At 57.4% G+C, this 21,518-nt stretch carries 17 protein-coding genes and 4 pseudogenes; 8 read left to right on the forward strand and 13 right to left on the reverse strand.

Annotated elements, in window-relative coordinates; translation table 11 throughout:
- Positions 1-480: 480 nt before the first annotated feature.
- The 6 genes from B7L09_RS03855 to B7L09_RS03880 form a co-directional block, all read right to left on the reverse strand.
- Complete coding sequence (locus tag B7L09_RS03855) at positions 481-843, reverse strand: DUF6124 family protein (RefSeq protein WP_094467820.1); 363 nt, start codon at positions 841-843, stop codon at positions 481-483.
- A 389-nt stretch (positions 844-1,232) separates the two neighbouring features.
- Positions 1,233-1,781: a putative antibiotic biosynthesis monooxygenase gene (locus tag B7L09_RS03860; protein ID WP_094467821.1), complete on the reverse strand. Its 549-nt coding sequence runs from the start codon at positions 1,779-1,781 to the stop codon at positions 1,233-1,235.
- Positions 1,778-2,707, reverse strand: coding sequence for a catalase family peroxidase (locus B7L09_RS03865; RefSeq protein WP_094467822.1), 930 nt, complete (start codon positions 2,705-2,707; stop codon positions 1,778-1,780). The genes B7L09_RS03860 and B7L09_RS03865 overlap by 4 nt, the downstream gene beginning before the upstream one ends.
- Before the next feature lie 113 nt (positions 2,708-2,820).
- Positions 2,821-4,278: an aldehyde dehydrogenase family protein gene (locus B7L09_RS03870; RefSeq protein ID WP_094467823.1), complete on the reverse strand. Its 1,458-nt coding sequence runs from the start codon at positions 4,276-4,278 to the stop codon at positions 2,821-2,823.
- 19 nt (positions 4,279-4,297) lie between these two features.
- Positions 4,298-5,935, reverse strand: a complete 1,638-nt coding sequence (locus B7L09_RS03875) for a GMC family oxidoreductase (protein WP_094467824.1) — start codon at positions 5,933-5,935, stop codon at positions 4,298-4,300.
- A 68-nt stretch (positions 5,936-6,003) separates the two neighbouring features.
- Positions 6,004-6,972 carry a LysR family transcriptional regulator gene (locus B7L09_RS03880; protein WP_094467825.1) on the reverse strand — a complete coding sequence of 323 codons (969 nt, stop codon included), beginning with the start codon at positions 6,970-6,972 and terminating at the stop codon, positions 6,004-6,006.
- A gap of 210 nt (positions 6,973-7,182) precedes the next feature.
- Here B7L09_RS03880 and B7L09_RS03885 point away from each other — a divergent pair, with 210 nt between their 5' ends.
- Positions 7,183-8,118 (forward strand): LysR substrate-binding domain-containing protein, encoded by a 936-nt coding sequence (locus B7L09_RS03885; protein WP_094467826.1) that lies wholly within the window; start codon positions 7,183-7,185, stop codon positions 8,116-8,118.
- Positions 8,119-8,214: 96 nt separating this feature from the next.
- Entirely contained in the window at positions 8,215-8,796 is a 582-nt protein-coding gene (locus B7L09_RS03890; protein WP_094467846.1) for a hypothetical protein, read from the forward strand.
- A 9-nt stretch (positions 8,797-8,805) separates the two neighbouring features.
- On the opposite strand, the pseudogene B7L09_RS32225 reads toward B7L09_RS03890, so the two are convergent.
- Together B7L09_RS32225 and B7L09_RS32230 are read right to left on the reverse strand one after the other, a co-directional pair.
- Positions 8,806-8,925, reverse strand: a pseudogene (locus tag B7L09_RS32225) (AraC family transcriptional regulator); the annotation flags it as partial.
- Between the two features lie 471 nt (positions 8,926-9,396).
- Positions 9,397-9,558, reverse strand: a pseudogene (locus tag B7L09_RS32230) (con-10 family general stress protein); the annotation flags it as partial.
- Positions 9,559-9,821: 263 nt separating this feature from the next.
- Here B7L09_RS32230 and B7L09_RS03905 point away from each other — a divergent pair.
- The gene (locus B7L09_RS03905) at positions 9,822-10,379 is read left to right on the forward strand and encodes an ATP-dependent Clp protease proteolytic subunit (RefSeq protein WP_094467828.1); all 558 of its coding nucleotides are present in this window, start codon (positions 9,822-9,824) and stop codon (positions 10,377-10,379) included.
- A 250-nt stretch (positions 10,380-10,629) separates the two neighbouring features.
- A pseudogene (locus B7L09_RS03910) lies at positions 10,630-11,580 on the forward strand (LLM class oxidoreductase); the annotation flags it as partial.
- 97 nt (positions 11,581-11,677) lie between these two features.
- Here B7L09_RS03910 and B7L09_RS03915 read toward each other — a convergent pair.
- Both B7L09_RS03915 and B7L09_RS03920 read right to left on the reverse strand, forming a co-directional pair.
- Complete coding sequence (locus tag B7L09_RS03915; RefSeq protein ID WP_094467847.1) at positions 11,678-11,986, reverse strand: putative quinol monooxygenase; 309 nt, start codon at positions 11,984-11,986, stop codon at positions 11,678-11,680.
- Positions 11,987-12,069: 83 nt separating this feature from the next.
- Positions 12,070-13,077 carry a zinc-binding alcohol dehydrogenase family protein gene (locus tag B7L09_RS03920; RefSeq protein ID WP_094467829.1) on the reverse strand — a complete coding sequence of 336 codons (1,008 nt, stop codon included), beginning with the start codon at positions 13,075-13,077 and terminating at the stop codon, positions 12,070-12,072.
- Positions 13,078-13,187: 110 nt separating this feature from the next.
- Here B7L09_RS03920 and B7L09_RS03925 point away from each other — a divergent pair, with 110 nt between their 5' ends.
- On the forward strand, positions 13,188-14,078 hold the full coding sequence (locus B7L09_RS03925; protein ID WP_094467830.1) for a LysR family transcriptional regulator: 891 nt from the start codon (positions 13,188-13,190) through the stop codon (positions 14,076-14,078).
- On the opposite strand, the gene B7L09_RS03930 is transcribed toward B7L09_RS03925, so the two are convergent.
- The 3 genes from B7L09_RS03930 to B7L09_RS03940 form a co-directional block, all read right to left on the reverse strand.
- Complete coding sequence (locus B7L09_RS03930) at positions 13,974-15,878, reverse strand: monovalent cation:proton antiporter-2 (CPA2) family protein (protein ID WP_094467831.1); 1,905 nt, start codon at positions 15,876-15,878, stop codon at positions 13,974-13,976. The genes B7L09_RS03925 and B7L09_RS03930 overlap by 105 nt on opposite strands.
- A 141-nt stretch (positions 15,879-16,019) precedes the next feature.
- The gene (locus B7L09_RS03935) at positions 16,020-16,454 is read right to left on the reverse strand and encodes a phosphate-starvation-inducible PsiE family protein (protein WP_049870760.1); all 435 of its coding nucleotides are present in this window, start codon (positions 16,452-16,454) and stop codon (positions 16,020-16,022) included.
- A gap of 125 nt (positions 16,455-16,579) precedes the next feature.
- Positions 16,580-19,345, reverse strand: a complete 2,766-nt coding sequence (locus B7L09_RS03940; protein ID WP_420802909.1) for an ATP-dependent Clp protease ATP-binding subunit — start codon at positions 19,343-19,345, stop codon at positions 16,580-16,582.
- Positions 19,346-19,773: 428 nt separating this feature from the next.
- Here B7L09_RS03940 and B7L09_RS32240 point away from each other — a divergent pair.
- From B7L09_RS32240 to B7L09_RS03955, 3 genes and pseudogenes are all read left to right on the forward strand, one after another.
- Positions 19,774-20,079, forward strand: a pseudogene (locus tag B7L09_RS32240) (TolC family protein); the annotation flags it as partial.
- Positions 20,080-20,115: 36 nt separating this feature from the next.
- Entirely contained in the window at positions 20,116-20,652 is a 537-nt protein-coding gene (locus B7L09_RS03950; protein WP_010459443.1) for a redoxin domain-containing protein, read from the forward strand.
- Between the two features lie 17 nt (positions 20,653-20,669).
- Positions 20,670-21,197: a DsbA family protein gene (locus B7L09_RS03955; RefSeq protein WP_010459441.1), complete on the forward strand. Its 528-nt coding sequence runs from the start codon at positions 20,670-20,672 to the stop codon at positions 21,195-21,197.
- Positions 21,198-21,518: the final 321 nt, after the last annotated feature.

A 21,518-nucleotide genomic window follows, 5' to 3' on the forward strand; every position in this document is an offset into this window, starting at 1 on the left:
CGATCTACCTGCCACCTCATCTGTTAAATGTGCGACCGTCATCGCGAGCAAGCTCACTCTCACAGGGTTTAGTGGCGATCAAAAAAACCGGGGATGACACCCATCCACTGTGGGAGCGAGCTTGCTCGCGATAGCAATTGTTCATTCAACATGGATGTCGACTGATCCGCCGCCATCGCGAGCAGGCTCACTCCTACAGGTGATCTCCAGCGAACTCAAAATCTGAGTAAGACAAAAATCCACTGTGGGAGCGGGCTTGAACTGGTCAAGTAATTCTGGACACCAGTTAAGGTTTCACGNTCCACCGCCATCGCGAGCAGGCTCACTCCTACAGGGGGCAGCGGCGATAACANNGCCCCCGTTGGAGTGCGGAGCGCTCCCAAAAATCTTCAATAGGTGCCGAGATTTTGGGGCTGCTACGCAACCCAACGGGGGCAAGCCCCCTAGCCACATAGCCCCCTCGCCACAGGGGATGGTGATTTACGCCTTCGGCTCGACGTTATCCAGCGCCTGGTTCACGGCCAATTCTCCCAACATGACCACTTGCGTGATCCCCAGCAGGGTCTTGCGGTGTGAGTTATCCAGTAACGCGGCGAAGTTGCTGAGCATGGTGGTGGCCGAGCCCAGTGATTCGCTGGCGTTGGCCAGCAGGGATTCGGTGTCGTACTTGGGGTTGGCGAGGAACATGGGTTCGGGTTCGTGGGGGCTTGCCATAATGTGGGCCCCCGGGTTGAGGTAGTGGTCGAGGGCGCGCTCGGCGGCTTCGTGGAGTTTTTTTGAATCGAGGGATTCGTAGGGGGATGCCGGATCGGTCTCCGGTGGGTTTGGCGTTGGTTTGATCATAGATGGAACTCCTGGATAACTAATGAGGAGCCATCACCCTTCGCTACCAAACGTAGGGTGGCGGCCATACACAGGTTGGTAGACCGGTCCAGGAACCCGGCGCCCCCGAAGGAGCCCTGCGCATGGCCACCATAAAAACAGAGATAAAAACGACCTCTGCAAAAGGTGGTGCTATGCGCCTGGACATACCGGGCTACCAAACCCGATCACTGTTTTTCAGTGACCCAGGAACGATAAAACCCATGCCCCAGACGCACAAGCCGGCGGATTCTGTCTTACGTGTAGGGAGTGGCGCAAGGCGTTGTAGCCTCCATGCGGTAACAGCAAGCTTCATTTAAACGTGTCTGATTTTTTGTTTAAACGGGCTGCGGGCAACCCTCACTCGGTCGTCACTTCAACAACCACCGCGCCATCAACCGCGTCGTCAACGGCATCAACCAATACACCATGTTGAACGACACCAACCCTGCAACCGTTACCTTGAATACCCAGACCGGCCATCGCAGATCAGCCAGTTCAAGCAGCATCGCCAACCCCCACGGCAAGAACACCGTCAACGGCAAAACGATCAACCACGACAGCACCCATTGCTTCCATCGCGCAACAGTCACCCGACCTTGCACTGGTTCAAACCAGAATTTCGAATCATCGTCAGTACGGTGATAATCCTGCCGCAACCAAGGCAAGGACTCGCGCAACAACGCATGACGAACCTGGGATTCCAGCCACGCCACAACGTGCCCCTTACTCACGAACCGCAAAATGATCGCGTAACGCAGGTGCGAGCCAACAGGCATGACCACGTCCGTCGCCAGGTAACCCGGAAACTGCCGATGCGCGTCGATGGCCTTGTTCATCCATTGCTCATACAACGCCTGATGCTGTGGATTGACCTCATGCACAATCACGCTGACGCCAATCTCGGCGTCAATGCTCATGCCTGCTGCCGCCTGAGCAGCGCCCGCTGGTAAATGCGTTCGCGCGCCAGAATCATCGGGTCGTCACTCGGTGCAATGCCGTCGGTCAAGCGCCCGGGATTGAAGTCGAGGCGCTGCTGGGCGGATTGTTGCTGTGCGGCAGGAACAAGCGCATCCAGGGTCAGAATCCCCAGTTCAACTTCATCGTGGCTGCGCGGCCATGGGATCGAACCGTCCTCGATGGCATCCCCAGGCGCCGACAATTGCACCACCAGACGCAACTTCACAGCGCCCCTGCCCAACCGAGCGCTGATTTCGTCCTGTAAATAATCCGCAGGCATCGCGGCGGCTTGCTGCTCATTCAATGCCGGTTCTGCCCGCAACGGTTCAATCCGGTAGCGACCGACATGCGCTTCACCCTGACGGTTGGTGAACACCAGGGCGTTGATGCCGAAGTACTCGATACCGGCGTAACTGCTCGGCGCGGGCTTGGGCGTTTGAAGGAAATGTTCGGCGCGGGGATGACTGGCCAGAAAGGTTTGCAGCGGCAGCGGGTCCGGCGGCGTAGCGAAGTTGGCGGCGATGCCTTGCAGAAAACTCAGGAAGTCTTCGGGTGTGGCCACCGGGAAGCCGTCGAACGAGTGGGTCACGATATCGGTGAATTCACCGTCCGGCAGGGTAAAACGAATGGCCAGGCCATGAGGGCTGGCCATCGGGTCGCCGTCCTCGGTGGCGGGTACGCCGCTGAAATTGGAGAACCGCAGCAACACCGGCACCGGTTGCCCCTGCAAATGGGCCGCCCGGCTCAGTACCGGAGCGGGCGGCGACGCCATGAAGGTTCCGCTGAGCAACACACCCTTGGCATGGGTCGCGCGAAAGCCCGGGTGATGGCCGAACGTCGCGGTCAGCGCGTCAAGTAACGCGTCGTAAAGTCTGTCCTTGGACATGGGGGCACTTCTCATGGGTGACACATCATGCTCGTGGGCGGCAAAAGCGGAGGGCGCGGTCAGCGTCCCCGCCAGCAGCGCGCCGATCAATAATCGGGTGGGCCGCATTAGATTCAGCCCTTGCGCAGGCCGGGATTGAGGGCGATGTGTTTGTACTCGACAAAATCATCCATGGCCGCCACGCCGTTCAGGCGCCCCTGCCCCGACTGTTTGAAACCGCCCTCCTCAAACTCGTCATAGACCACGGCCCAGTCATTGACCCACACCGTGCCCGCCTCCAGTTCGCGAGCCACCCGCAGCGCGCGGTCGACATCGCGGGTCCAGACACTGGCGGCCAGGCCGAACTCGCTGTTGTTGGCCAGTTCGATGCCTTCGGCTTCTCTGTCGAACACTTGCAATGTCAGCACCGGGCCGAAGGTCTCGCGCTGGACGATGGCCATGTCGGGATCGCTGACCCGCAGCAGCGTCGGGCGATAGAACGCGCCCTTGGCCAACGGCCCATCGGTCACCGGACCACCGCGAACGATGACTTGGGCGCCGGCGGTGATCGCCTCTTTCACGATTTGATTGACCCGTTGTACGTTGGGCTTATCGATCAACGGCCCCATCTCGCTGGCCGAATCGGCCGCAGGCCCGACGCGCACCGCTTCCAGCCGCGCGGCCAGTCGCTCGGTCAACGCCGTGGCGATATCCCGTTGCACCAACAGCCGCGAACCGGTCATGCAGAACTGGCCGGCGAATACCGTCAGGGCTTTCACCAGAGTCGGCACGGCGGCGTCGAGGTCGGCGTCGTTGAACACCAGCATCGGCGTTTTCCCACCCAACTCCAGGCCAAAACGCTTGAGGTGCTGGGCACCCGCGGCTGAAATCGCCCGGCCGGTGCTGGTGCTGCCGGTGAAGCTGATCACCGGAACACGCGGTGATTCCACCAGATGGATCGAGCCCGCCGCGCCCTGCTCGCTGAACAGATTGATCACGCCACGCGGCAGCGACAGCGCCTCGCTCATGATCCGGGCCACCAGGCAGTTGGTCTGGGCGGTTTGCCCGGGCATCTTGATGACCGTGGTGCAACCGGCCGCCAGCGCCGGAGCCAGCGAGCGAATCATCAAGACCACCGGCGAGTTCCACGGCACGATGATGCCCGCCACGCCCACCGCCTGACGAATCACCAGGGAAATCTTGCCGGGTTTTGGCTCGGCCGCACGCCCGTATTCGGCACGCGCCAGCGCCGCGTAATAGCGCAGCTTGGAGGGCACCATACCGACTTCAAACGCGGCTTCTGGCCGAATCTTGCCGTTCTCCAGTGCGAGGGTGTCGATCAGCTCATCGGCGTTGCGTTCGAAGGCATCCGCCAATTCCAGCAATACCTGTGCGCGCAACTGGCGGTCGTCTTTCCAGGGCGTTTTGGCAAATGCCCGTTGCGCGGCCTTGATGCCGGCTTGCGCTTCGTTCAAGCCGCCTTCTGCGTATCGGCCAATCAGCTCGTAGGTCGCAGGGTCGATGGAGTCTTTGTAAACACCGGAGTCCAGCCATTGGCCGTCGATCCAGTTCAATACCGGGGTGCTGTTCATAGAGGCAGGTTCCTGAAAATTAAGCGTAGAGACGGGCAATGTGCTCGGCGGTGGCAATCACGGTGATGTTGGTGGCGACCGAGGGCACGTCGGGGAAGATCGACGCGTCCACGACGCGCAGCCCCTGCACACCGATGACCCGCGCTTGCAGGTCGACCACCGCCCGCGCATCCCCCGGCCGGCCCATTGGTGCCGTCGAGGTCGGGTGGTGATAGGTGTCGAGACTGGCTTTGACGCTGGCCAGCAACGCCTCGTCCGAGTCGTTGCCTTGGCCGGGGTTGAGCTCGGAATGGATCAATGCATTCAGCGGCCCCGTGTTGCCGATTTTGCGGGCCAGGCGGATGCCATCCAGCAGGCGCTGGCGGTCCTTGGGCTCGGCGAGAAAATTCAGGTCGATGGTCGGTGCCACGAACGGATCACGACTGGCCAGCGTCACCTTGCCCCGGGACAGTGGCCGCGTCAGGGCGACGGCGAGCACGAAGCCGACACCGGTCGGGCTCTGATCATGAGGAAACAAGTGGGTGGCGGTGATGTGCAGGTCCAGCTCGCCATTTTCGGCGGAACGGCTGTGGGTCCAGAGCTTGGCACCGATGGTGGGCGACTGGCTGCCGATCACGTCAGGCTTGGCGGCATAGGCGTTGTAATAGAACGGGTGATCCACCAGGTTCTGCCCGACCGGTAGTTCAGCGACGGGTGGAATCTGCAAGGCACGCAGGTCTTCGCCAGGCCCAACCCCGGAACGCAAGAGAATCGCGGCGCTGCCGTAGCTGCCGGCGGAAAGGATCACTTCAGCGGCCAACAATTTTTCACCGTTGGCCAGTTGCACGCCGATCGCACGTTTGCCGTCGAACAGCACTTTGTCCACCAGGCTGTCGGTCTGGATCTGCAGGTTGTCGCGGGCGCGCACCTCGTCGGTGAGGTACGCCATGCCGGTGTTGACCCGCACGCCGTTGACGATGTTCATCGGGTACGGGCCCACGCCATGGGCGTCAGCGCCGTCGAAGTCCTCGATCACCCGGTAGCCATTGGCGAAGGTCGCGTAGATGAACGCGCGCTGCATGGGGGTGACATCGGCCTTGCCGAGTTGATGCACCGGCAGCGGTCCTTCATGGCCGTGCAACGCGCTGGCACCGCCGCTGTGGGTTTCCAGTTTTTTGAACGACGGCAGCAGTTCTTCGTAGCTCCAGCCTGGCAAATCCCAACGCTTGAAATCGGTGGCGCGGGCACGGATGGCCACCGCGCCGTTGATCGCCGAACTCCCTCCCAACACCTTGCCACGCAAGGCGCCGATGGGGTGGTCGATGTAGCCCGCTCGGGTCTTGTAACCCCACTCGAATTCAGGATTGGCGTTAGCGCCGACGATGTCGCTGCTGGCCACGATCTCGGGGTAATTGTGCGGGCCGTAGCCATGGCCGGCTTCAAGCAATAACACCTGGCGCGCGGTGTTTTCGCTCAAACGACGGGCCAGCACCGCGCCCGCCGAACCACCGCCAACGATGATCACATCTACTGCCGCGCGATCAGCGCCACGCTTGCCAGCCATACCGCTGGACTCCAACGCTTGCGCCAAACCACTGCCCGCCGCCAACGTCGCAGCGGCCACAACTCCGCCGGCCAGAACCGCCCGGCGAGCAGGATTGTCAAGGGTACTCTTCATCCGTTTTCTTCCCTGTCAGACGTCAGAATGCGTCTGTTAGGGAAAAGCATATGGGACGGTGCGCAGGCTCATAAGCCGGCAAAAGACGATTCCCGGTTTCGTTTTTCCAGAACGATTGAACGCGTGTGAGCCGCAAGCATTTGCTCCCACACCGGCGGGTTGCCGATCTGTTCGATGAGGAAGCTGGTCAGCGCATGAAGCTTGGGCGACGCTCGCTGGGATTGCCGGTAGACCGCCGAAATGTTGCCGCCACGCGGGGCATAAGGCGCCAGCACTTCCTTGAGCTCACCGGCCACAATCGCCGGCGCTGCCAGGAAGGTCGGCAGAATCGCCAGGCCCATGCCGGCCTTGGCGCCTTCCATGAGTTGATGGCCATTGTTGGTGCGCATCCGGCAGCGCACACGGAACGATTCCAGGGTGTTGTTCACCGGCAGCGTCCACATACCGTGAGGTTCGCGATTCACATAGAGCATGGCGAAATGCTGGGACAGCTCTTGCGGGGTTTGCGGTGTGCCGTGTGCGGCCAGGTATTCCGGGCTCGCGCAGATGATGTGGCGGTTGGGCGTGATGGTCTTGGCGACCAGCGAGGAGTCCGGCAACTCGCCGATGCGGATGGCCGCGTCATAGCGTTCTTCGTGCAGATTGACGTGGCGATCATCGAACTCGATATCCAGCCGCAACTCCGGGTAACGCACCGCGAAGGACGACAGGATCGGCGTCAGGTAACGAATGCTGAAGGCCATCGGCGCGGCAAGTCGCAGCACACCGCGCAAGCTCGATTGAAACGCCTGCACCGCGTCTTCGGCGTCTTCCACATCAGCGAGAATACGCACGCAATAACGGTAAAACACTTCGCCCGACTCCGTCAGCCGGGCCTGACGCCCCCGCTCCAGCAAAATACTGCCCAGGCGCTTTTCCAGTTGCTGGATCCGCAGGCTGACCATGGATTTTGCGATACCCAAACGCCGAGCGGCTTCGGAAATACTGCCGGTGTCCACCACCATGACAAAAGAATGCATCTCGGACAGCTTGTTCAAGTTTTAATAATCCAGAGAAAATCGGGGGCATGCCCNGCGAGAATCGTCCTGCGTAACATCTGAAGCTCCTTTAATGAACCAACCGAACGGCGGCAATCTAGGCGCTTTGCTGTCTTGTGAACCAGTCCCGAAAAACGGGTTTGTCTTTCCCATCCATTGGACGATCGTTCTTGTATAGTTGGCCTCTTTTGGCCGAATGGATGCCGCCCGGTGCTCGACCTCAATGACCTTCAGTACTTTGTGATGGTGGTGGACCACGGCGGCTTCGCGCCGACCGCACGGGCGCTGGGCATTCCAAAATCCAACCTCAGTCGCCGCATTGCGCTGCTCGAAGAACGCCTGGGCGTGCGCCTGATCATCCGTAACACCCGCAACTTCAAGGTGACGGAACTGGGCCAGACGTATTACGCCCATTGCCGTTCCATGCTCAAAGGCGCGGAAGCCGCCGAAGCCGCCGTCGCCATGACGCGCACAGAACCCGGCGGCTTGTTGCGCGTCACCTGCCCGACGGTGTTACTGGAGGAGTGCGTCGGCGGCATCATCACCCGATTCATGGCCATGCACCCGCGTGTCGAAGTGCATCTGGAAGCCAGCGACCGTCAGGTCGACGTGGTCGCCGAAGGCGTTGACCTGGCACTGAGAGTCCGCCCGCCTCCCCTTCAGGATTCGGACCTGGTCAACCGCGTCATGTCCCAGCGGCCGCAATGCCTGGTGGCCAGTCCCGCGCTGTTGAACCGCCTCGGTGTACCCCACGAGCCGGGAGAACTGGCACGATTCCCCAGCGTCCATCACGGCAGCCCGCAACGTGATTACAGTTGGACGTTGTTCCATCAAGATGGCGCGGAATTTACGATCCAGCATCGTCCGCAACTGATTACCAAGGGACTGCCGATGCTGCGCTGCGCGGCGATAGACAGCGTTGGCATTGCGCAGATGCCGATGTCGCTGGTGCATGACTTTATCGAGCGCGGGCAACTGGTGGTGGTGGTGCCTGACTGGGCGCCGCGGACTGAGATGATCTATGCGGTGTTTGCGAGCCGGCACGGGATGCTGCCGTCGATGCGGATGTTGATTGATTTCATGGTGGAGCAATTCAGGTTGCTGGATGATCCGGCGCGGGGGATGCGCGGGAGTCCGTTGGTTTGATAAGGCCAAATGCTGGACCTTGCAGGTGAGGTGCCAGACGGCCGCTATTCCACTGCTATGCTGATAGCATCTGTTTCTGCGGTCGAGACGAGTAGCATGGCAGCACAAGGCAAGCAATCCTCGTTCACGCTTAAGGCCATGGCCTACCTGGCTGGGATTTTCGTTGTCGCTTGGGTTGCCATAAATTCGCTCGAAACTTATTTCGAACTGACATTGTTGGCAGATACCACGAGCTGGCTGCTACGTTTGGGGGATTGGCTTTTGCTGGAAACGCCAATGCCGAATTGGTCGCTGCTGATGATTATCGCGATTTTCATCAGCACGCTGTCTGTAGCGATTTACTACGTCCGCATCCCTGATGGAACTGACGGCGAGTTACACGAGATAGAGCGAAAGGTTTACAAAAAGAACAATCCTCAGTTTCCAAAATTGACCGATAACCAAACGCTACTGATGGAAGTTTTGGCCTATCATGCGAACTTCAGAAAAGTTGCAAACTTGAACTCGGTTTGCAAACTGGTCTCACTCAGCACGTTAGAAGTTGAAACCGGTCTTAAGCAACTCCAGGCTAAACGTCTCGTGACGCAAAAAGTGACCCGAGGTACGTTTGGCGCCACCATTTTTGAACTTACTTTGGCAGGTAAGGATTATGCGTTGGAGCGATTTGACCTTACGTAGCAGTGATGCCTAAGGCGGCGAAAGAAACGGCGAAATGTTCGCCATCGCTCGCGTTATGTAAATGTCTTTCTCCCCCACTGGGGCAACGTAATGAAGCGCACTGCGTGCAGCCTCTACACCCGCCAGACGGCNATTTACTGTGTGGCGCGTTGAAACAGCCGCACTGATGGACGTGCAATCATCAAAAAAATTCTTAATCGCTAGGCGGCCAGCTCGACGTAACTCGACTCCCCTCCTCCAGTCTCACCCGGCAACTGATGCAAGATAAGACAAGCAGTGCCATAGAAATCAAGCCCCGAAAAATTCGGGGCTTGATGGGGTCAGACGACATCAGGATTTACGTCCTCCACCTCCGCTCATCCCATCATCATTGCGCCCTGTTCCAGACGACTTGTCGCGGTCATCGGCGAAATTGCCACCGCGTCCGCTTCCTTGCCCGCCGCTGGACGATTGATCAGCCTTGTTAGACTGCTGTCCGCCGGAAGCCTGGCCGCCTTTTTGGCCTGGCTTGGACATGTTTTCCTTATCGTCGGTAAATTCCCCTCCGCGATTGGTACCCTGCCCACCTCCAGACATGCTGCCTTTATCACGCGAGGGCTGTCCGCCAGAAGCTTGACCTCCTTTTTGACCGGCTTCAGACGCGCGTTGTGGATCGTTGGCAAAATTTCCGCCAGACGCTTCTCCGCCTTTCTTGCCGGCTTCAGAAGCCTTGTCCCGGTCATTGGAAAAATTGCCTGGATTGTTGTTTCCTGTATTGGCCATTTTGGTTCACCTCTACATCATTGGCACGAGCATGGGCCCGTACAATTCGGAGGACACGCAAAAGGGAAAGTTTGAACGGAAATACGGGGCTCACGACGAGCGGATTTGGACGTTTGGTTCCATTAAAATGTCGCTCATTCGACTGACGGCTGTCCCATTCGTCGATGCCACCTTACGATGGCTTTTCACACCAAATAATCGATGTTTACTAGACTGAATAGCGCTTGCAAGCCCTCCCTGCATCGCACTCAGGAGGTCAATCAATGACTGAACACATCGTGCATTTTCATTGCCAGATCGACCAGGCGACGACCGAACGGTTCAGGGATTGCTGCCTTGAGGCCATCGATCAAGGTGCCACCTCCCTTCTGTTGAACCTGTCCACTTGCGGGGGCAGCACCAATTTTGGCTTCACTCTCTACACGTTCCTGAAGTCCCTGCCGGTNCCGCTTTGCGCGATTAACGCGGGCAATATCGAATCCATGGGCATCATCATGTTCCTGGCGGCGAACCGTCGCATCACNTCTCCTCACGCACGCTTTCTGATTCACCCGATGAACTGGTACTTCAGCCAAAAATCCGTCGACCACCAACGACTGCGGGAATACCTGTCCAGCCTCGACAATGACCTCGCACGCTACGTGCAAATCTTCATGCTCGAAACCGCTGATGCAGCGACCAAACTCGACATTTTTCATTGCTTGTCTGCGGAGGAAAAAGTTATCGCCGCACATGAATCGCTGGCCTATGGTATTGCTCATGAGATGAAGCAGATGGTGTTTGCGGATGACGTGAAACATTGGAAGGTTAGTGGTGGGTAATTGATCGGACAACCGGATACAAAAAGCCCACTGACCGTCACCGGGTCAGTGGGCTTTTTTTTACTGCGTGACGCGTTGGAACAACGCCCTCCCAGTCCGTTGCTGAGTGATCAGTATTGGGCTGGAGCGATCTGATTGCCTTTGACCGCCCGTTCCTTGCCAATCCGGACCTGCACGCGCATATCGCCAACAACTCGCCTCTCAATCCGGTCGACCCGCGGTTCACGTTCTTCCATTGAGGAAGATGATTATGTATCGGCCAAGCACGGTTCCTTATCAGGAGCATCGAGGGTTCAGGCGAACGTTCACTCCGGGTCATTTGAGCCTGGGATTGTTCTTTCCTTTGGAGGCCTTCGATGGGGACACTCCGAGCATGCTCAACCAGGTCGAATTGGCCAAGCGAGCAGAGGCACTGGGCTTCTCCGCGCTCTGGTTTCGCGACGTGCCTCTTCGGGACCCTGGTTTCGGCGATGTTGGCCAAGTCTTCGACCCATGGGTTTACCTGGGCTATATGGCCGCTCATACGTCGGAGATAGCGCTAGGCACCGCATCCATCGCCATCCCTTTACACCATCCTCTGCACACGGCCAAGGCATCAGCCAGCGTCGATCAGTTGAGCGCAGGTCGATTGATTCTTGGGGTAGCCTCCGGCGATCGCCCAGTGGAGTTTTCGGCCTTTGACGTCGATCCCGAAAGGCGCGGAGAAATCTTTCGAGAGCACTACGAAGTGATTCGCCGAGCCCACAGCACAAGCTTTGAACCCATCCGCTGGAGCGGTGGTGAGCTGCAGGGCGCAGACCTCATTCCGAAACCCACAACCCAGGTCATTCCAATGCTCGTGACCGGGCATAGCCGCCAGTCACTGGATTGGATCGCGCGCGAAAGCGTCGGATGGATCAACTATCCGCGCGCGCCGAAAATGCAGCGACTGATCGTGGAAGATTGGCGACTGGAAGTCATGAAGCAATGTGGTTCCATCTATAAGCCCTTCACTCAGTCGCTTTACATCGACCTCAGTGAGAACCCGTCCACGCCACCCACTCACATTCATTTGGGGTTCAGGCTTGGACGCGTCCACCTCCGGGCTTTGCTGGAGGCGCTTGAGGAAATCGGGGTGGACCACGTTATCCTGAATCTCAAGTACGGAAAGCGCCCTGCTGCGCAAGTCATTGAGGAGCTGGGCGCTCACCTCGTTGCGCAAAATCTTTCACAGCAGAGCCCTCGATACATAGGACTGACCATCAGACGCACCGGGTGCGTCTGGCCGATTGAACAGGCGGATGCGGCACTGACTCACTCTAAGTCGAAACTTGCTCAAGGAATATAAGTTGCAAAGGCTCGGCCAGAAGGTCGTCGCTGGCCGCGGCAAAGCGCTGAAAGTACGGCGTGGCAAAATGCGCATCGAGTGCAGCCTGATCCGTGAAGGCTTCGCGCATGAAGAACGTGCCGGGCTCATCCTGTCGTTCAAACAACACGTAATCCAGGTTTCCCGGCTCCGCTCGTGTCGGTTCGACCAAGGCCAGGAGTGCTGCTTTCAAGGCCTCTTGCTGACCCGCTTTGGCCTTGAGTACCGCAATCGATACCCGTGCTTTTTCAATCTCAACCATGACCCNGGCAACCACTTTCTTTTATGCATAGTGCGCTCCTGATGGATCAGCCAGGCTGTCCATCTGTCATTGCCGGTGGGTGATCAGAAACCTTCGAGAACGATCTTGCCCTTGGCCTTGCCACTCTCCACCAACGCATGGGCGCGGCGCATATTGGCGGCGTTGATGGTGCCGAAATGCTCGCCGAGCGTTGTTTGAATCAACCCTTCATCGATCAGGCTGGCGACACGATTGAGCAGGTGATGCTGGTTAATCATGTCCGGAGTTTCGAAGAGCGATCGGGTAAACATCAGCTCCCAATGCAGGGACAGCGACTTGGTTTTGAGCGGCATCACATCCAGGCTTTGCGGGTCGTCAATCACCCCCAGACGCCCTTGCGGACGCAGCATTTCAACCAGTTGCTGAAAATGGATTTCAGTGTGGGTAAGGCTCGCGATGTAACTGACAGACTCCAGGCCCAGTGCCTGCAATTGCGCCGGCATCGGTTGATGGTGGTCAATCACATGGTGAGCGCCGAGTTGCCTGACCCAGTCGGCTGTTTCCGGGCGCGATGCAGTCGCGATGACCGTAAGGCCGGTGAGCTGGCGGGCCAGCTGAACCAGCATCGAACCGACTCCACCGGACGCCCCGACGATGAGAAGGCACTTGCCCTCCCCCGAACCCTCGACGACACCGAGCCGGTCAAACAACAATTCCCAGGCAGTGATTGAGGTCAACGGCAACGCGGCCGCATCGGCTGCACTCAATGAACGAGGCTTGTGCCCGACGATCCGCTCATCGACCAGATGGAATTCGCTGTAGCTGCCGGTGCGGGCAATCGAGCCTGCATAGAACACTTCATCACCCGGCTGAAACAGCGTCACCTCAGAGCCGACCTCGCGGACGATACCTGCCGCGTCCCACCCCAGTATTTTCGGTTCCTTGGCGAAAGTGCCGGCGCGAACCTTGGTATCGACGGGGTTGACTGAAACGGCCCGCACTTCCACCAGCAGATCCTGGGGGCCGGGCGCAGGTTTAGGGACCTCGGCGTCCTGCAGGGATTGAGGATCTTCAATCGGTAAGCCGTGTTGGGTAAACGTAATCGCTTTCATGGACACTCGCTGACTAAGGGGTTGATGCCTGACGTTGCGAGTAGTTTTGTCTTCCCCACGGCAAAGAAAAACCGGCAGAATGCGCCAACACTTTCACTGCTGGAGTGAAAATGATCCGTATTGATGACCTCGGTCTGTTTCTTCGCAGTGCGGCCTTGGGGAGTTTTACCGCCGCAGCGCATGAGGCCGACCTGCTGCCGGGCCAGGTCGCTGCCGCGATCAAGCGTCTGGAGCGAGAATTGAACGTGCGTCTGTTCGCACGGACAACCCGAAGCCTCCGTCTGACGGCCGAAGGCGAGCAATATTTGCCCACCGCGCTGTCAGTGCTTGAGGCCTTGAAGCAAGGACGCGAAAACCTGCGCGGTGAAAACGCCCGCCTGCAAGGGGTGCTTCAAGTCTCCGCGCCGTCGGATCTGGGACGTAATGTGCTGTTGCCTTGGCTTTCGGCATTCCGACGCGAACACCCAGCGCTCAGCCTGCGCTTTTTCCTTTCCGACCAGGTGGCCGACCTCTTTCGCGATCCGGTGGATGTCGCCATTCGCTATGGCCTGAACGAAGACGCTAACTACATCGCGTTGCCGTTGGCGCCGTGGAATCGGCGCGTGCTGGTCGCATCGCCTGACTATGTGGCGCGAAACGGCAGTCCACAGGCACCGGAGGATTTGCTGGATCACGCTTGCTTGCTGTATCTGCAAAACGGCCGAATCTACGACAAATGGAACCTGGGCCACCGCACCGTGCAGGTGTCCGGGCCGCTGTTCAGTGACGACGCCGACATCGCCCGGCGCTGGGCCATCGAAGGCGAAGGCATCGCCTACAAATCCTGGCTGGATGTGAGTGCGGATGTCATGGCAGGACGGCTCGTGGTGTTGATGGAGAATCATCAGGGTGAGGGTTTACCGCTGAGTCTGGTGTGCGCGCACCGCAAACAGGTGTCCCCGGCAGTTTCCCGGCTCCATGCATGGTTGACGAGCCAGTTCGTTACGCTGAAGCCTGTTTGACGTGGTCAGGGCTGCAGCATTCGCGTTCTCCCGCGCCTCAGGGTTCGGCGGCTCGATGCGCTCAATATTTCCCAGCACCAACGCTCGCCCGGCAAACAGCCCGCCCGATGTTTCCAAGGCAAAACGTTCGGCATCGCGTTTGCGCACTTCGTCGATCACCGCGTCGGCTTCGTGCTCCGACGCCCCCAGAGTCACCACGGCCTGACGGCCGAGCAGCAGGGCGGCCTCAAAGGTTTCCCGCACTATGTAGTCGGCGTCGTGTTTGACCAATTCCAGCGCATGTTCGCGGTCAAAAGCGCGTACCACCAATTTCACCTGCGGGCAGAAGTGCCGCGTACTTTCGACAATGCGAGTCGCGGCTTTTTTATCGTCCACACAAACAATGATGGCGCGAGCGTGATGGGCGCCAGCGGCGTGCAATATTTCATGGCGGGCGCCATCGCCGTAATAGACCTTGAAACCATAGGGTGTCACGGCGCGGATGACCTCTGGATTTATATCGATGATGGAAATTTTCGCTCCCTGAGCGAGCGGCGCTTGGCAGGCAATCTGCCCCACACGGCCAAAACCGATGATGAGTACATTGCAGCGCAGATTCTGTGCGGCTTCCACACCGTCCAGGGAAACGGTCCGCGCGCGAGCAAACCGTTTGTACAGCAATAAAGTCACCGGCGTTATGACCATGGAGAGCACCACAATAGCCGTCATATTGGCGTTGACTTCAGGACTGATGGCCCTGAGTTTGAGCGCTTCGGCAAACAGCACAAAAGCAAATTCGCCACCCTGCGCCATCAGCAAGGCGCGATCCAGCGCGTCGTCATGACCGCTTTTCGCGAGGCGCGCGACCGCATAAATACACAGCGCCTTGACCACCATCAGCGCCAGCACGCCGGAGATGATGAGCTTCCAGGCCTCGGCCACCAATTGCAGATCCAGCGACATGCCGACGCCGAGGAAAAACAGCCCCAGCAGCAGGCCGCGAAACGGCTCGATGTCGGCCTCCAACTGGTGGCGGAAAGTGGATTCGGACAGCAACACACCGGCCGCGAAAGCCCCCATCGCCATTGAAAGACCGCCGAGTTCCATCAGCAACGCTGCGCCCAACACAACCAGCAGCGCAGCGGCAGTCATTACCTCGCGCGCTTTGACTTGGGCCAATACCCGAAACAGGGGATTGAGCAGCCACAACCCGATGGCCACCAATGCACCCAAGGACAGCGCTGCGATACCTATGCGTTGCCAAAGTGGAGACGTGGGTCCATTCGCCAACTCCGTGGGCGCCAGAAATGCCACCACCGCCAGCAAAGGGGCTATCAACAGGTCTTCAAACAGCAAAATGGACACGACGTGCTGCCCTCTCGGCTCGGTAATGTCACCGCGTTCCGAGAGAACTTGCATAACCAGAGCCGTGGAGGTGAGTACAAAACCCGCTGCGCAGACAAATGACACCTGCCAAGAGAATCCGAAAGCCATGCCGACAAAAGTGAGCAGACATGCACTGACCACCACCTGCAGGCTGCCCAACCCAAAGATCTGCCTACGCAGGTCCCATAGGTGAGAGGGTTTCATCTCCAGGCCAATCACAAAAAGAAACATGACCACGCCCAACTCGGCCACCTCAAGGATGGTGTGGGGGTCATTGAAAAGTTGCAGTCCGAAGGGGCCAATGATCAGGCCCGCCGCCAGGTAACCGACCACTGAGCCGAGCCCGATGCGTTTGAACAGCGGCACTACCAGCACGGCGGCGGCAAGCAAAATGACGACGCCCAATAATTGTCCTGCATTGCCTTCAACGGCCATAGCATTGACCCTCATCCCACATCAGGACCGGTAATGCTTCCACGGCCAGGCGTGTTGAGCAGAGCTTTCAAGCTGAGCGCTCAGTTCTGCAAATTCTTCTGGACTAAGCACCAGATCCGGAGCGTTCACCAAGAATTGTAGCTATTCATCCTTATCACTTTCTCGTAAGTCATCCTTATCACGCTCTCGTAAGAGCCAGCAGACGATGCCGAGTACCAGGGTGGCAAATCCTAGTGCGGCAATGGTGAGCGCAGGAGTAGCGGCAGAATCGAGAATAACGAACTTCCGGCTGAGCGCCAGCAGGGCGATCAACAGCACTGTGCGAACCTGAACGATGCTGTTGCGTCTTAAGGCGGGGCGCACAATCGAATGCTTGAACTCCAGGGCTATCAGCACGGTGAAGATTGAGCCAAAGAGGGCCTGGAAAACATCGTGGTCCAGAGGATCAATCGCACCACTGATCAACAACGGCACGACCCTGCGACAGAGCTGCAGTAGCGCCATCATAATCACAGACGCGATGATGAGACTGAGCGCAAGAACAACCAATTGTTCGAAACGTTCGTAAGCACTCATCAGCGCCCACTGAAGTCTGAAATTTTTCAGCGTCGAGTTGCGCTCACGCCTTTCAGAATCAGGCTTTGACACGATAACCCTCCACACTTGCGTCTTCAGTCTGCCGGGCCCGTCCAAGCATGAGGCTAAGTCCCAGTCTCCGCGGCAGGTGTCAGATCATCCGATTGGCCAGGTGGACTACCCTTTTCGGAAGTCTTTGACGCATCCACCTCGACCTTTTTGAAGACCACTTCGCCACGCTCTTTGTCGTAACCCAACTCGACACTGTCGCCGGCTTTCAGCTTGCCAGCGAGCATTTCCTTCGCAAGCCGCGTTTCGACGGTCTGGCGAATCTGACGTTTCAACTCGCGCGCGCCAAACTCTGGCTGATAACCAACGTCCGCCAGATGATCAATGAGTGAGCCATCAACTTTCACTGTAATGTTCTGTGCAGCTGCGGTTCGAATGACCCGATCAAGCTGAATGTTCACAATCGATCGGATGTTGTCACGGGTAAGGGCATGAAACACGATGATGTCATCAATACGGTTCAGGAATTCGGGACGAAAATGCCCTTTCAAGACTCCCATCAATTCATTACGTAACGCTTTTTCCGTAAGGCGTTCATCTTCAGGGCGCTCGAGATTCTCCATGATGATGGGAGAGCCCAGGTTACTGGTGGCAATGATGATCGTATTGCTGAAGTCCACAACACGTCCCTTGCCGTCCGTGAGACGCCCATCGTCGAATACCTGAAGCAATACGTTGCTCACATCGGGATGCGCCTTCTCGATCTCGTCGAGCAGAATCACACTGTAGGGCTTGCGGCGGACACGCTCTGTCAACTGACCGCCCTCGTCGTATCCCACATAACCGGGTGGCGCACCGATCAACCGAGCAACTGCATGACGCTCCATGTACTCCGACATATCAATACGAATGATCGATTGCTCGTCACCAAACACCGTTTCCGCCAACGCTTTGGCAAGTTCAGTTTTGCCGACGCCCGTAGGGCCAAGAAAGAGAAACGTGGCAATAGGTCTGTTGGCTTGGCCAAGACCGGCCCTAGACAACCGAACGGCATCGCTGACTGCGAGCACAGCATCTTCCTGCCCCACCAGCCGATCACGCAAAGTGTCTTCCATATTCAAAAGCTTTTGACGCTCTTCCTGCGTAAGTTCGGTCACAGGAATACCGGTGAGACGGGACAACACCTCGGCAATTGACTCCAGGGTCACCTCAAGGGTTTCGGAACCTGTCTTGCGCTGCCAAGCTTCTGTTTCCTCTCCCAGTTGCGCTTGTTTTTGACCAATGCGTTCTTCAAAGCCTTTGGATTCATCAAAACGTTTACGGGAGGATGCATAATCCTGTTCACGTTTAAGTTGCGTAATCTCGGCTTCAAGCTCCTGGATGCTGGCCGGCCTTGACGAGGAACTGATTCGAACGCGGGCCGCGGCCTGATCGATTAGGTCTATGGCTTTATCCGGCAAATAGCGCGAGGTGATGTAACGATCCGACAGCTCTGCTGCCGCCACAAATGCTTCATCGGCGAATGTGACTTGATGGTGAGCCTCAAGCTTGTCGCGCAGCCCACGCAGGATAATGATGGTCTGCTCTACGGTGGGTTCGGCTATCAGCACAGGCTGAAAACGTCGTTCAAGCGCTGCGTCTTTTTCGATGTGCTTTTGATACTCATTGAGTGTCGTCGCACCGATCAAGCTAAGCTCTCCGCGTGCCAATGCGGGTTTGAGTACGTTGGCAATATCGAGGCCGCCCTCCTCACCACCCTGCCCCGCGCCAACGATCGTATGTAACTCGTCGATGAACAGAATAAGCTCCGAGCTTTTTGCGGCGACTTCATCAAGCAGTTGCTTGGCTCGCTCCTCAAATTCACCACGATATTTAGAGCCCGCAACCATTGAGTTCAGATTGACTTCAACAAGCCGCCTGCCACGCAGAATCTCAGGGACATCGCCCTTTACTATTCGTTGTGCAAGCCCTTCAACGATGGCTGTTTTACCGACGCCAGGTTCGCCGATAAGAACCGGATTGTTCTTTCTGCGCCGCGCCAGCACCTCGATGGTATTTTCGATTTCCTGCGCGCGCCCCAGTACGGGATCGAGTTTGCCCTCACGAGCCAGTGACGTCAGGTCGCGACCGAACTTGTCGAGTGTCGGTGTTCCCGTCGGGGTGTCGACTCGCCCATCCTCAGCCCCCTTACCCACCACCTTGACCACCTTCTGCCGCAAGGCTTCAGGCGTTACGCCGTATTTTTTAAGCAATGTCCCGGCGATACTTTCTGGTACAGAGGCAAGCCCGATCAACAAATGCTCTGGGCCAACGTACGAATGTCCTAAATCACGAGATGCCTGGAACGCAAAATTGAAAACTTTCTTTAACCGTGGCGAAATGCTCATCTGGTCCACCGGGGCCTGGGCCTCCGCTGTGCCCCTCTGAGCATGTTGATCGATGTAGCCTTTGATCTCGTCCGGAGAAAGCTTCAGCTCCTTAAGCAACGCCGTACCCACATCGGTATCCGCAAGCACATACAACAAATGCTCAGTATCGAGCTCGCTACGGTTGAGCTCATGGGCTTTCTCACCCGCGCGTTGCAGGATTTCCAGCGTCTGGGAACTGAATGCATCGGTTGCATCGACAGATTCTCGAGGCACTTGCGCAGAGAGCCTGAAGTCATCACCCGCTTGATCCTTTGCTCCGCCCATGCTGTCGAAAAAGCGGGACACACCCCCGCCCAGTAGAGAGTCGAATGGATTCAACATGCTTTGATGGCGTAAGAGTTGACGGTAATCGTGGTCGCAAATGGACATTGTCCTGGCTTGGCCATTTTGCGATACGGTCACTCGCGCTACAGCGGGTCTCGCATTACATATTTCACAGAGAGTAGCCATGATGAGTTGTCTCCAAAGATGGATAACACGGACTCATTCGGATGGATCTACGTCCCCGTAAACGATGCTCAAGACATAGGGGCATGAGATCCGCAATACGCTGAGATTGCTCAGGAAGACGATTACGTTGGAGGGAATGGTAGTCTCGGCAGACGACGCCATCCAATAACGATAGTCGGATCTCATCCAAACACGCTATGGGCGACCCAGGATACCGACGAACGACGTCTGATAAATTCGTGCTCAAAAATACCGCCAGTCGTAAACCACCAACTCATCAGCAAATGAGGCTATGGAATCACCAGCGTGATCGAGCAACGATTCGATGTCGGAATTCGCAGGGGCGAATCGATCAGCAAGGACATGATTGCGGTTCGCACCAAAACCATCGGATAAAAAAACCGCCGAAAATGACAGCAAAAGAACGAGCGCGCGAGATCTTGCCTGCACTGGAGGAAACGGAGAACGCGTTCAGCGATTACGGCAAGCGCCAACAACGACTATAGTCAATGGTGCGCCAGAGCGAATCCAGCCTTTCCGCTACCAACCTGGCCTCAATCCAATACCGCGAAGGCACGGCTGATCTCCTCGTGCTTCTTGATGCGGATCGTGAACGTCTCGCAACCGAAGACACTTAGGCTCAGGCCTCGAACGAGGTGTATCGAGGCATCGTCGCCATTTATAAATCACTTGGCGGTGGATGGAGTTATCCCCCCGGGCAAGTCGTATCCCGCTGAGCAGACCCCAACCGCCCATCTATAAGGGCTCAAGCCATGCACACTTCAGAATTGGATGATGCGAAAGAAACGAATGGCGACCTGGTTCAGGGGCCGCTGCCGGCCGGCACTGTCGCGCCCGACTTCACTCTGTACGCAACCCCTGATCAGCAGTTGTCCCTGCGCGGGCTAAAGGGAAATCCCGTGATACTGGCGTTTTATCCCGCAGACTGGACTTCGGTTTGTGGCGACCAACTGACCTTGTACAACCAATTGCTACCCACATTCAGAGAATACGGTGCGACGCTACTGGGTATCTCGGTTGACAGCGCTTGGTGTCATCAGGCCTTTTCCAAAGATCGGAATTTTCACTTCAGCCTGCTCGCCGATTTCGAGCCCAAAGGGGCTGTGGCGCGACAGTATGGAGCGTACGACTCCCACCTGGGAGTTTGTAAGCGGGCGTTGTTCGTGATTGACAAGGAGGGAGTGATCGCCTGGAGCTACATCTCACCAATGGCAATCAATCCGGGGGCGGACGGCATTCTGGATGCGCTGGATGCTCTGGCGAATTCATCACAATGCACGCCAACCTAAAATTAACAGGTGATCCCATGGCCACTCTCAAAGTCCCGGTAAGTGCCAGCGACCATCGCCAGGGAAGTGCGCATGCCAAGGTCACACTGGTGGAATTTGGCGACTATCAATGTCCCTATTGCGCTGAAGCGTATTGGATAGTCAAGAATCTGCAACAGCATTTTCGCGATGATTTGCTGTTCGTGTTCCGTAATTTTCCACTGACCACTGCTCACCCGCATGCGATGGCTGCAGCTGTCACCGCTGAGTTTGCCGGGAGTCGAGGATTCTTCTGGGAGGCGCACGACGAATTGTATGAAAATCAGGATCGATTGGGCCTGCCGCTGTTTCGGGCCATCGCTCTAAAACATGGCCTCTCCGACGAAGAACTCTATCTTGCCATGCAAGACGGTACCTACGTACCCAAAATAAAATCCGATTTTAATGGCGGCGTACGGAGCGGCGTGAATGGCACCCCAGCGTTTTACATTGACGGGCTTCGCTATGACGGGGCTCCAGAGTTCACCGAGATGAGTCAGATGATTGAGCTTTCGTTAGTGAGTTGACGAAATCGCTAGATAGTGAAATCGCTTGGCATCACCCACACCGTAGCCGAGGGCGAACGTGCCCCATTGCGCACGCGCACCAGGTGTGCATTCGATAATATTTCAATACGGGAGATTGAGGAATCCACGGTGCTGCCAACGATAAGCATCGCTCGTAAAGCAGCGGCACGAAAATATCAGCCCAGCGAACCGAGGACATAAAAAATGGCGATGTTAATTTTTGACAGCTCGGAAGATTCCATAGTCGAGGCGCGTGTCCTGGTCGAGGCGCTGAATGAATGGTTGGCGGAACAGCAGCCCAGTTGCCCGCTAAGGTCCGCC

The sequence above is a fragment of the Pseudomonas mandelii genome (assembly GCF_002251635.1).
GTDB classification, from domain to species: domain Bacteria; phylum Pseudomonadota; class Gammaproteobacteria; order Pseudomonadales; family Pseudomonadaceae; genus Aquipseudomonas; species Aquipseudomonas mandelii_B.

Excerpts from the sequence above, each read along its gene's own strand:
- B7L09_RS03855 (WP_094467820.1), bottom strand. The coding sequence starts at position 843 with ATGATCAAACCAACGCCAAACCCACCGGAGACCGATCCGGCATCCCCC.
- B7L09_RS03860 (WP_094467821.1), bottom strand. The coding sequence starts at position 1,781 with ATGAGCATTGACGCCGAGATTGGCGTCAGCGTGATTGTGCATGAGGTC.
- B7L09_RS03865 (WP_094467822.1), bottom strand. The coding sequence starts at position 2,707 with ATGTCCAAGGACAGACTTTACGACGCGTTACTTGACGCGCTGACCGCG.
- B7L09_RS03870 (WP_094467823.1), bottom strand. The coding sequence starts at position 4,278 with ATGAACAGCACCCCGGTATTGAACTGGATCGACGGCCAATGGCTGGAC.
- B7L09_RS03875 (WP_094467824.1), bottom strand. The coding sequence starts at position 5,935 with ATGAAGAGTACCCTTGACAATCCTGCTCGCCGGGCGGTTCTGGCCGGC.
- B7L09_RS03890 (WP_094467846.1), top strand. The coding sequence starts at position 8,215 with ATGGCAGCACAAGGCAAGCAATCCTCGTTCACGCTTAAGGCCATGGCC.
- B7L09_RS03915 (WP_094467847.1), bottom strand. The coding sequence starts at position 11,986 with ATGGTTGAGATTGAAAAAGCACGGGTATCGATTGCGGTACTCAAGGCC.
- B7L09_RS03920 (WP_094467829.1), bottom strand. The coding sequence starts at position 13,077 with ATGAAAGCGATTACGTTTACCCAACACGGCTTACCGATTGAAGATCCT.
- B7L09_RS03925 (WP_094467830.1), top strand. The coding sequence starts at position 13,188 with ATGATCCGTATTGATGACCTCGGTCTGTTTCTTCGCAGTGCGGCCTTG.
- B7L09_RS03930 (WP_094467831.1), bottom strand. The coding sequence starts at position 15,878 with ATGGCCGTTGAAGGCAATGCAGGACAATTATTGGGCGTCGTCATTTTG.
- B7L09_RS03935 (WP_049870760.1), bottom strand. The coding sequence starts at position 16,454 with ATGAGTGCTTACGAACGTTTCGAACAATTGGTTGTTCTTGCGCTCAGT.
- B7L09_RS03950 (WP_010459443.1), top strand. The coding sequence starts at position 20,116 with ATGCACACTTCAGAATTGGATGATGCGAAAGAAACGAATGGCGACCTG.
- B7L09_RS03955 (WP_010459441.1), top strand. The coding sequence starts at position 20,670 with ATGGCCACTCTCAAAGTCCCGGTAAGTGCCAGCGACCATCGCCAGGGA.